Genomic DNA, 10,600 nt, shown 5'->3' with positions numbered 1-10,600 from the left:
GATCCGCTATTTAAGCGGAACCTGCTGATTCCAACCGGGAAATGGTGCAATAGCGGATCGTAGTTCCCTCTGGCGTGGAATATGGCGGTTTTCGGAATTATAGCGCACTGTAGTTCCCTCTGGATCTCTATCATGACACATTTTCCTACAATCGCGGCTTGACGTTCCCTTATCTCCGCGCGATTGCAAAGCTAGAGGATCTCATTCTGCCAAATAGCTTGTTTGTACCTCCAAACCAGCAGCCATTCGAACACATAAGTACGTTCACAGCTACCTTGTTCTCATCGCATCGCATCGAACCCCTCCATCGTGATGGGGCCGCCTACAACCGAAGCCTGGAGACTGGCGTCAATCTCCAACATTTAAATTCTGGGCCAGCTTCACTCACCCCAACCCAAAAACATGTCTCTTAGACCTTCTTCGATGGTCAAGATAACATGTCGATGGTTGACTTGACATACGTCCTCAGACAAGACACGGCTCCACTCTTCGGTCTCTCCGCAGGAACAAGTCGTACAGAATCGTCCTTTACAGCGGTAAGGCACTCTACGAATATCATGACAACCTTCGCAGACAAGGATCTTAAATCCATTCCGAGGATCACCGCAACCACGAAATTTTTGTGCCTCTTTTATCACGTTGGGCCGAATATGTTCTTTATGTTTTTCTACAAAGGCATCCCAGTGCCCCCGCTCATCGAAAAAAATCCGCTTTAGTATGTTAGAGTCCATACCTTTAACATACCAAAAACATATAAATTCTTATATATTCAAAAAGACCGCCAAATCAAGTGGCGGTTTTATATTTGTTATAAACCTAACGTTCCCCGCTCAATTTGAGCCGTAACAAAGCATCCTTGATGGTGGATCTCTTATCACCTAGAGGATTCACCCTATTGCGTATAAAGGTTGATTCTTCTAAGCAGGTGGTACGCCCCGTCATACATAACCACATTTCCGTGTTCATTGATTGCAAAAGCGCTAAATGAAAGCATCATTCCAAATGCCCCCCCCATATTGGCAAAAGCATCTGCGTCGTACGTATTGGTCTTCGGAAGATAGAGACCAGTGTTATAGGCAGAAACATCTTTCAAACCAACATACGGATGGGTTTCACCAGTTATCTTCAATTCCCAAATCTGTCGCTTCCCTCCGACATAGAAAGTTCCGTTAACCTCATATACCCTCAGTATCTCTTCCTTTATGTCTATTGGAGCTACGTACCTTAGATTTCCTGATTCCTGCAGTTCAAAAATCATTCGCTTGGAAACATCTAGAACAAACATTTTACCATCATTCACAACAGCCGCCAGTTTCACATTTTCATTATCAGGAGTAAAAGGCATTAAAACTATTGCTTGCTGACCCGATTCGGCTGCATATATCGTATTATGAAGAATATCGCTGAAGTAAAAACGTTGGCCATTGGGAGTCACCATAAAGTTGCCCGGATGAAAAACCATTTTCCCGATCGTATATGTCATCATTTGAACATTTGGTGCAATCTCATAAATTACGGTAGAAACGCTGTTATCAGATATAAAATTACTGGAAGCCAATAAATAAAGCTTATCCAAATTAGAATCATATACAAGTTTCCGCGGTGAGAGAGCACTTGCATTAAAATGCTGCTTTCCAAGCTTCGGATCGACATAGTCAAAATTAAAGCTCTGATCGAAACCGCTGTGCACCACTTTCGTTTCACCCGTTGCCTCATTATAAACACGAAGGACAAAACTCATCTCCGAAGCTGCATATTGTTCTAAAATGTAGATCAAATTGTGATGATCAGAGGCCATGCTGATCACATTCATATTCGGCTTTTCAATAAAGAAGTTATACGAAAATCCCATATCCGATGCTGTACTTAAATTGTCAATACGAATGTCCGAAGCTTTCGGATGAGGTGTAGTAATTATTATGGATTTTGTCTGATTATTGTAAGCAACGGTTTGATTGAAACTTTCAGCAATAAATCTCAATGGCACTAGAGTGGTGCTATTCATTATGACTGCTGGCTGCTCTAACGTCTTGCTTTGATTATCTATGCTGACAATTCTGCTATCAATGGAAAGTATTATCGAATGATCAGCATATTTGAGAGCGATAGATTGGTCCTCAGTATTCCATGTCAAATCTGTCTTCAATGCATCTGCAATAAAACGGAGAGGAACCATAGTCGTATTATTTAACAGTACAGGCGGTGCAGAAAGAGTCATTTTCTGCCCATTTACTGTAGCCGTTACATCATTTATGGTCAATTGAATCTTTACTCCGACCGAACTTTTCACTGCATCGGCATAACTCGTTAGGGTATAGCTTTTGAGCAGCATAGCCGTAAAAACCGCGAATATCAAACATACCCGATAAAACACATCTTAGCCCCCTATATTAAATTAGTTATATTAATCTTATATTATCATATTTTGGAAATTGGGGGGCTACCTTCATGAAACCTTCAATACAAATTACTATGTATGACTGCCAGTTAGTCCATTGTTTAGCACGAAAATTACACAGTTTCAACTCGTTTTAAAAGAACCGGTTCAATCCCCATCCACTCGTAGAAACGTTTCTTAAACACATCACACCTCCCAGATTGACTCGGGCTCCGGCAACTCCTGGGGCAAACCAGACTTCCAAATTGTCGTCTGCTTACGATCCCCATACCATACAGGTGACTTACCTTTCAAATGCGCATAGAACACAGGCTCAGGCTTCTAACGGTACTGGGACCAGACAAAGGAAGCAACATTCTTTGACCAGATACACTGTGACCTGACAACAATGCCGGCCGCGTTCATCGCATCCTCATCTGCAAATCTTCCAGCTTGTTGCATCGCCGCAAACCAATAGATGCCTCCCGAGCTGCCACACATCGGCTAATTCTCTCAATTCATCCCCATCGAATAACACATCTTCATAGTAATCACAAAAGTCTCATTAAATAGAGAAAACTTCTGTATATATTTTCTTTTTGATAAAATATAGCCTTATCTAAGCCATGCACCCAACCCCCGATTTTTTGATCATCCATAAAACGCTTCTTAATGATCCATTTACTCGCTAACAGCTCCAGCACTTTCTGGGCAGTATGAACATACTTTGTAACATCGCTTTAACGATTGTCATGTCCCCTCGGACCAGGACGGCTGCAACACCCCGTGTTTACTGATACTTCCTACCAAAGAACGATAGATATGATCTCCATCACATTTATAGGATTCCAGCCATTAGGTATTACTAGTTCTATTTGTATTGTTTCGATTCTCAAATAAATTCCCCTCTTGTGATATGTCAGATTTCAGGTAAAAGAAAAGCACCTGTTAGGGTGCTTAGGCAACTTGAAGTACACACGAGCACTTCTTCGGCTTTTTCTAATTAGTTTATAAAATTAGTTCTATTTATTTTATTATATTCTTCAACTAATTGTTTATAGATCCCGTCCTTTTTTCGTAACATCCACTCAAATAAGGTTTTAACGTCTTCGAATATATACGGTTTGACTCTATAGGGTATGGCTTTTAAAGTAATTTCATCATCGACTACATGTTCATAGCACCCCACACGTAATCATAGATTTTATCAAGATCTTCTGAGTTATTATTCTTATGTGAAATAATAACTCTTTCTCAATTCAAATATTACTGAATAAATATTCTCATCACCATGTGTGAAACTATGTCTTATGTCATAAAATAATTCTAATGCCTTTCTTCTCCATGCACTCACTTCGCACCCTCCTTAATCTTAAGCAATCCCATAAGGAATAGGCTACGTTATTTTGTCACTATCTATATTTACCAAATGTTGAAATAACTTGATCGAAAGCATCTTTATTCTCATCACTGTATTTACCTTTTGCAACAAATACTTTTACTGTAAAGTATTCCTTTGAATTATTGCTTTCTAAGAAAACCACCTTAGTACGAGAATCCGGCTCTTCATAATCAACATAAGTTCCTTTTAAATCTCCTACATTCATCTCCTTAATTTCAATGATTTTTGAATAACTCTTAATTTCTTGAGTTTTCATTGAAATAATATCCTTGAAATTTTTATTTTCAGTTGGTGTAGTCTCAAATAAAACTCCCATATACCAGTTGCTATAAATTTTCTTAACCTCTGTAATATAAGATGGACTCCATTGCCCACTGACACTAATTTTAATTCCGCTTGTAGCTGTTAAATTAGCAAGTACAATTGAATCCTTTTCTAATGATGCTGTTCTTTTCTCCTCGTCCCACTTTACTTTCAACCCTGTCGCTTCTGCCACTGATCGTAGTGGTAGATAAGTGCTTCCATTATAGTTTATCGCCTCTAATTTATTTCCTTCTGAATCCTTTAATGCAAAATCTGTTCCGTACAATTTTATTTTTAGACTGTGATCTAGATAAGCAGAAATTGACTCTAATACTGAGTCTGCCTTAACTCCAAACGAACCCCCAAGTACAAATGCAAAAGTAATAGAAGATACAATAGCCATTTTTTTGAGTTTCAATTTCATCGTCCTTTTATTATATGATTATCTAGTTATTCAACCCGAACTTTTATTCCCCTTTAATTTGGTTAAAATTTTATAATTTTTTCCATCAATTAAGGGTGTACTCAATCAAACCATCCTTCATAAGCTTAGTTCGACGTGTATGAATGGTCTCTCTTAATCCCATTAACAGGCCTAGTAGAATTACTTTAGGAACGCATCGCTTAGGCCCACCTATAGTTCAAACTGAATTAGTAGCTTCTCTATCGTTGTAACAATGGTTTGATTGGGCAACAGTTACACTCGTTCAGCAAATATAGTTTATGACGATTAAACAGCAAGTGGTTTTTACTTAGTTTCCTAAGTACACATAAACAAACCTCTGGGTGCGTAATGCTCCCAGAGGTTTTATATTAATTAAGGATCAATCATATAGAATTAGTGTAACTGCTTTGTTAGACATTTGTGATTGACTTAATTGCTGAAGCAGGACCTCCATACATAATTTGTCTGCGCCAAAAACGAATGTGGACAGGCGGTTTAGCGTGAATATTAATCTATTTATACTTGTAACTTCTAATCCAAAGTATGAGCGCTAAAAACAATAATAGCAACCCGATACAAATTACTATAAAGCCGAATATAGCTTGCCCAAGACCTTCAAACCCTGGACCATTCGGAGAAAATCTCCATAAAATCACACCCATTATTATAGCCGCTATCCCGATAAGCGTAACTATTGTATGTTTCATATTGGATTAAGCACCCACTTTTTTTTCTTGTTTGCCGCTGATTCCTTAGTGCGTGGCGAGTTCATGTTGAATAGCGGCGGCTCTTCTTTTTTCAGATGCGGTTAATTCATTTACTGTTCCATGAGGAAGCTTAATATGAACTAATCAGCATAGAAAACAACTTTAACTATTGCAGTGCTAGACAATTTATCATGTAACTCATTGTTTAACCCATGATAAACCACAGCTACATTTACTTTCCCCATTAAATAACACATCTTCATAGTAATCACAAAGTCTCCTTTAATAATGAAAACTTTTATATTTATTATCTTTTTGATAAAATATAGCCTTATGCAAATCATCATTAATAGGAAAAAAGTCTATCATACTATTAGTACTATCAAGCATATGGCCATCTAAAGCCATGTACCTACCTCCCTGAAAATTTTTCTTCCTCTTATGAGTTTAAAAATGCTATACTGACCGCTTGGTACATTAGTTGGAGCTATTCATTTCATATCTACTCAAAACGATTAAAGGAGAACACATCAATGAAGTGGAATTATTCCTAAATAACATAGGTTCATTGATCGAAATTGGTTTTGAGAACACCGAGATTTTCTCTGTCATTTCGAAGATTACGGAACTCAAAAAAAGTGATGAACAAGAAATTCATTTTAATATATTTTATAGCGGTGTCCTTACTGGATTTACCATTATTGTTTACAGGCTGCCTAGCTCTCTTATTGATTTAGAATTTATCACTGATAAGGAACTAGCAGAACAAATTCAAGGAGCAGCAGAACTGTACAACAATCCATCTAATACAACGTGGCATTGATAAAAAGAGGCCGAAATAGGCTGTATTTATTTTCTCCCATAACGTACATTCAACCAATGAACTCCCGTAGGGATCTGCCCATAGCTTTCGAAATCAATCAGATCAACATCGGATAACTGGCTCATTCTCTCCAAGTCTTCTAAATATGCTGTACCCTCAAGTTCTGTAATCTCGAATGACATAAACCCCGATTGTTTGAGACCCGTTAATGGCATTACTTCCAGTTCAGAGTCATACCAACTAACCGTGTACTCTTCTCCACTTTTCGTAATGCCGGCCCCATAAATTTGAGAAATATTTAAGTTATAGTTATCTACTAGCCCACTATTCTTGGGTATATTCCTTTGTTTTTAAACGTAACGGCAAATCGGACTCTATTTCCGCCCTTTTGAGCATCTTTTAATCGCTTTGCTGACTCTTGCTTGTAGGTTTCGAGCTTCTCAGCGGAATCAATCAAAACATAACTCTTCACCTTAGCATTATCAACTTCTTCTTGCCATGCATATTGCTTAAATGGACTTTCGAATGATTCTGGAAGGTTAAAGTCCCTAAATTTCTTGTCTAATTTTTCTGCGGTATCGAACGTAATGGTCGCAAGTTCATCATCTGTTTTGTATAAATCGTTTAAAGTTCCATTGGGTTGTAAATATCTTTGCAAAGAACGGAACGATATTCGCGAATCTTTTTCCACAGTATGGAGCCACGTTGTATAAAACACGTAAGGCGTTTCACTTCTCAAACGAGACGTGTCCGTAACGGATAGCTTGATTTCTTCTCCCTCTGTATAGGTGGCAAGCTTCCTAGTAAATTTCGCCCCTGGCACATTAGTGAACATTAGCTTTGATCTTAATTCATCGGAATCTTCCACTTTGTACGCTAACGCAGGGATAAATTGTTGAAATATATCATCGCTTTGAAACATCTTTAATTTTTGATCATCCCATTTTATCGTACTTTTTGTCATTAGCAGCTGATTTTCGACCCTTTCTGCTTGCATGACTGTACTAGACGGATTATCCCAATTTGAAACTGAATCCGCATAAACGGTTGTACTTAACAACACATTTAAAGCCACTATGGCGGCTACCTTTTTCCATTTAGACATTTAGAACACTCCTCTCTTACCCATAGTAACATTATAAACCTAATTTTTCCATATTTTCCTTTACCCAAAAATTTCTCCAAGAGTTTTGATTCCGATGATTCCTTTGATAACAACGTGCGCTACTGCTTTGGAGCTATGCAACTAAGAAACCTGGGGAAGGGTTCAGTAATTGGGGATGGGGGGTTTTAGGCCTTGCTGTCACAACACTCGGCGGTGTCTGTATAGTAGCATTCTGTTCATCTTCATCTTAGGATTTGTAGCATTACTTGACTTAGAAGCTATGGCTTGATTTTTCCCTAGTCCAACCACTTTTTCCTCCCTTAAAAGACACGAATTTTTCACACATCCTCCACTAAATGTGTTAAATTGATCATATAACCTATTTGGAGGAAACACCCTTGAAGCCCGCAACGGAAAAGCTTGTAAAGCAGCATCGTGAGTACCTGAAAGAGCACCCTAACGAACTTTTGGTATGCGCCTCCATTTTTGAACACATGTTTGTGTATTTCACGCAAACGCTGGGTCTGGACGAGCATTCAGCGCGGCTGCATGTTGACGATGTCAAAACCGATGTTTCATGTGACATTGTATCCACCATCGCTTCAAGTAAAATCGACATCCTATCCTGATTCCTATCACAAAGAAGAGGCCTCCCTCTTCTTTTTTCTATTGTGCGCGGCTGCATAGCTTGCAGAAATAATGGCATACTACTGACGTAAAATGGATTGGCGGGAACTTCCTGCCATGAACTGAAACGTAAGGAGTGCATCCTGTCATGCTGAATGAAATAGAAAACTTAACGAAGCAGCTTCATCAAATGGAAATGTCTTATTGGTTCCATCATGATATATTCACTTTTCAGTGGTGGTTTATTGTTGTGGTGAATGTCCTGTTTTTTTTGGCACTTCTATTTTTGATCGATAAAGGCAGAACACTAAGAATCATATTGGCTTTTATGTTTAGCTTTGTCATTTTAGGGACTATTGATCAGATCGGTCAGTATTTTGAGTTATGGAGCTATGCCCATGAATTCATTGCTTTCACCGAAAATTACAATGCTGTAGACTTCCTAGCTGTCCCTAGCATCTTCGCTTTGACGTATCAAATGTTTACATCTTGGCGGATATTCCTTGTCGCAAGTTTGTTCGTTTGTTTATTTAACGCCTTCATTGCTGAGCCTATCTTCGTGGCTCTAGATATTTATCACCTAGATCACTGGAGCTATTTCGGCTCATTTATCATCTTATATTTCGTTGTGATTCTTGTTAAAGCTCTAACTGATTTCGTTGGCAGGAATAACACGACCGATGATTATCGATCCACGACACAACAAGTATTTCAGCGGAAGCAAAAGGCTCGTTAATCGTTGTTGAAAAAGACTAAGGAAATAAGAAAAGCGGCTTTGCCGCCCTGAGAGATGAGCATCTTCATAACGGTTTTCAGCATTCTAGCGGATCCTATTCCCTTTGGCCTTTGAAATGACAGAGATCGTCGTGTGAAAAGGAACTATGATCCGCTAAATGGCGGGAACTGGGGTAAACGTAGCATGAAAGGGAACTGAGATCCGCTATTTAAGCGGAACCTGCTGATTCCAACCAGGAAATGGTGACATAGCGGATCGTAGTTCCCTTTGGCGTGGAATATGGCGGTTTTCGGTATTATAGCGGACTGTAGTTCCCTCTGGATCTCTATCATGACACATTTTCCTACAATCGCGACTTGACGTTCCCATATCTCCGCGCGATTACAAAGCTAGAGGATCTCATTCTGCCAAATAGCTTGTTTATACCTCCAAACCAGCAGCAATTCGAACAAATAAGTACGTTCACAGCTACCTTGTTCTCATCGTACCGCATCGACCCCCTCCATCGTGATGGGGGCGCCTACAACCCAAGCCTGGTGACTGGCGTCAATCTCCAACATTTAAATTCTGGGTAAGCTTCGCTCACCCCAAAACATATAAATTCTTATATATACATAAAAATCCCCACCTGCCAAAAAGGCAAGTGAGGATTTTTTTATAGGCTCGGTGGGGGTCGAACCCACAACCTACCGGTTAAGAGCCGGTTGCTCTGCCATTGAGCTACGAACCTGTGCTTCACAGTTCGTTAATAATACCATATGATCCTATCTTGGGTCAATCCTTTATTCTTTTTAATCTCCGCCACCACCGCCGCCGCCACTACCACCTCCGCTATCGCTCCCGATACTGCTACTGCTCCCGCTACTGCTCGAAGAAGTGTCATGATGGTGATGATCATGATGATGACCGCCTGAATGTTGGCCATGATGATGATTGTGCTGGTGATGATGGTGACTTCGATTGTTATCATCCACCGTATCATTTAGGAAGAAACTCGAGCTATCCTGATGGCGATGGTTGGAAGTGCCTGTTCGCTTGCCGTTGTTCTTCAAGGCACCCACGATACTGAAAATTACGATCGCAATGATAACGAGAAAGATAAAACTCATTTGAGCAACCTCCTTGATGAATAGTTTTCCTATATTTTCCTATATACTTATTCTTCACAATGCTATAAAGTCCTCTAAACTTCTTGATTGCCAATATCCGCTGCGTCCGTTAGAATATAAAACAGATCATACGTTCTTATCCTGTTTTATAGAAGGGGTCCACATGTCCATCGAATTTGAAGCTTTAACTGATTTTCTTATAAAAGCCAAGAAACAAACCTACGCTTCACATGGCGACGAGGCTGTCGTTCGTTCTTTTCTCAATGGTTCCAAACAATTAGAAATTCGTTCCGGCGACTATTTATATCGGGATATCTACTTCGGCTTCTCTTTCTTCGCCGGCCAAGAAATGATTGAATACAAAGATCGGCCTATCTGGTCGATGGTTTACTCCGGCGGCATCACTGCGCCCAATGCTTCCCGCGAAACTACGGTCCACCTGTATTCTTTTCTGCGGGATGCTTTAAGGGCAGTTAATGGAGAGTCTCCTTATCGCGGTCCACAATCATTCCAAGCCAATGCTTATTGGTATCAAAATGAAGTTAGCGGAACTTTTGAACGCTTCACTGGCTATGAAAGTATTCAAGCCAACGATGCGAAAATGTATGAATTAAGATACAGCGGCGGGATGATTCTTTAATAGTAGAAACATTTTTTTGCAAATGGTTTGTTCCATCCAGCCTGTTTCTTGTGTTATACTAGTCTCACGAACATACATTCTCAACAATCTCATCTAACCGTTAGAAAAGAAGGTAATGCTATGCAAGATCACACAATTTTTGAACAGATGCGTGACAAGTATGCTGATGAAGACAGGGCTAAACTGGTGATGCTGCAATTAAGAACGTTGATGGAACAGAAGAAAAAGAAGAAATGGTATCAGAAGCTGAAAACCCCAACGAAGACACAGCCAACAAGCTGGAACGAATAACGCTAACGTCGCTAAACAACATCAATACCATAAAA

10 protein-coding genes, 1 tRNA gene and 1 pseudogene are annotated in these 10,600 nt (G+C 39.5%); 5 read left to right on the top strand and 7 right to left on the bottom strand.

Features of this window, described 5'->3' with window-relative positions; translation table 11 throughout:
• Positions 1-395: 395 nt before the first annotated feature.
• The 4 genes and pseudogenes from IEY34_RS33345 to IEY34_RS37425 form a co-directional block, all read right to left on the bottom strand.
• Positions 396-731: pseudogene (locus IEY34_RS33345) on the bottom strand (transposase zinc-binding domain-containing protein); the annotation flags it as partial.
• 161 nt (positions 732-892) lie between these two features.
• Positions 893-2,374 carry a copper amine oxidase N-terminal domain-containing protein gene (locus IEY34_RS33340; RefSeq protein WP_189020179.1) on the bottom strand — a complete coding sequence of 494 codons (1,482 nt, stop codon included), beginning with the start codon at positions 2,372-2,374 and terminating at the stop codon, positions 893-895.
• 1,415 nt (positions 2,375-3,789) lie between these two features.
• Positions 3,790-4,500 carry a stalk domain-containing protein gene (locus IEY34_RS33335; protein WP_189020177.1) on the bottom strand — a complete coding sequence of 237 codons (711 nt, stop codon included), beginning with the start codon at positions 4,498-4,500 and terminating at the stop codon, positions 3,790-3,792.
• A 1,016-nt stretch (positions 4,501-5,516) separates the two neighbouring features.
• A complete protein-coding gene (locus tag IEY34_RS37425; protein WP_268240210.1) occupies positions 5,517-5,642 on the bottom strand; it encodes a hypothetical protein in 126 nt (41 codons plus the stop codon).
• Positions 5,643-5,772: 130 nt separating this feature from the next.
• On the opposite strand from IEY34_RS37425, the gene IEY34_RS33330 reads away from it, so the two are divergent.
• A complete protein-coding gene (locus IEY34_RS33330; protein ID WP_189020175.1) occupies positions 5,773-6,057 on the top strand; it encodes a hypothetical protein in 285 nt (94 codons plus the stop codon).
• Between the two features lie 316 nt (positions 6,058-6,373).
• On the opposite strand, the gene IEY34_RS33325 is transcribed toward IEY34_RS33330, so the two are convergent.
• Positions 6,374-7,162, bottom strand: a complete 789-nt coding sequence (locus IEY34_RS33325) for a hypothetical protein (protein ID WP_189020173.1) — start codon at positions 7,160-7,162, stop codon at positions 6,374-6,376.
• 398 nt (positions 7,163-7,560) lie between these two features.
• Here IEY34_RS33325 and IEY34_RS33320 point away from each other — a divergent pair, with 398 nt between their 5' ends.
• Both IEY34_RS33320 and IEY34_RS33315 read left to right on the top strand, forming a co-directional pair.
• A complete protein-coding gene (locus tag IEY34_RS33320) occupies positions 7,561-7,791 on the top strand; it encodes a hypothetical protein (RefSeq protein ID WP_189020171.1) in 231 nt (76 codons plus the stop codon).
• A 146-nt stretch (positions 7,792-7,937) separates the two neighbouring features.
• Positions 7,938-8,525, top strand: coding sequence for a CBO0543 family protein (locus IEY34_RS33315; protein WP_189020169.1), 588 nt, complete (start codon positions 7,938-7,940; stop codon positions 8,523-8,525).
• 658 nt (positions 8,526-9,183) lie between these two features.
• Here IEY34_RS33315 and IEY34_RS33310 read toward each other — a convergent pair.
• Positions 9,184-9,255: transfer RNA gene (locus tag IEY34_RS33310), tRNA-Lys, on the bottom strand.
• Between the two features lie 61 nt (positions 9,256-9,316).
• Complete coding sequence (locus IEY34_RS33305) at positions 9,317-9,634, bottom strand: hypothetical protein (RefSeq protein WP_189020167.1); 318 nt, start codon at positions 9,632-9,634, stop codon at positions 9,317-9,319.
• Positions 9,635-9,797: 163 nt separating this feature from the next.
• Between IEY34_RS33305 and IEY34_RS33300 the strand changes: the two genes are divergently transcribed.
• Both IEY34_RS33300 and IEY34_RS33295 read left to right on the top strand, forming a co-directional pair.
• Positions 9,798-10,274, top strand: a complete 477-nt coding sequence (locus IEY34_RS33300) for a DUF5680 domain-containing protein (RefSeq protein WP_189020165.1) — start codon at positions 9,798-9,800, stop codon at positions 10,272-10,274.
• Positions 10,275-10,394: 120 nt separating this feature from the next.
• Complete coding sequence (locus tag IEY34_RS33295) at positions 10,395-10,565, top strand: hypothetical protein (protein WP_189020164.1); 171 nt, start codon at positions 10,395-10,397, stop codon at positions 10,563-10,565.
• The last annotated feature ends 35 nt before the right edge of the window (positions 10,566-10,600 follow it).

Source organism: Paenibacillus marchantiophytorum, assembly GCF_014640555.1.
GTDB lineage: Bacteria > Bacillota > Bacilli > Paenibacillales > NBRC-103111 > Paenibacillus_E > Paenibacillus_E marchantiophytorum.
Note: the sequence above shows the minus strand (reverse complement) of the source record. Positions and strands in the feature narration are given on the sequence as shown.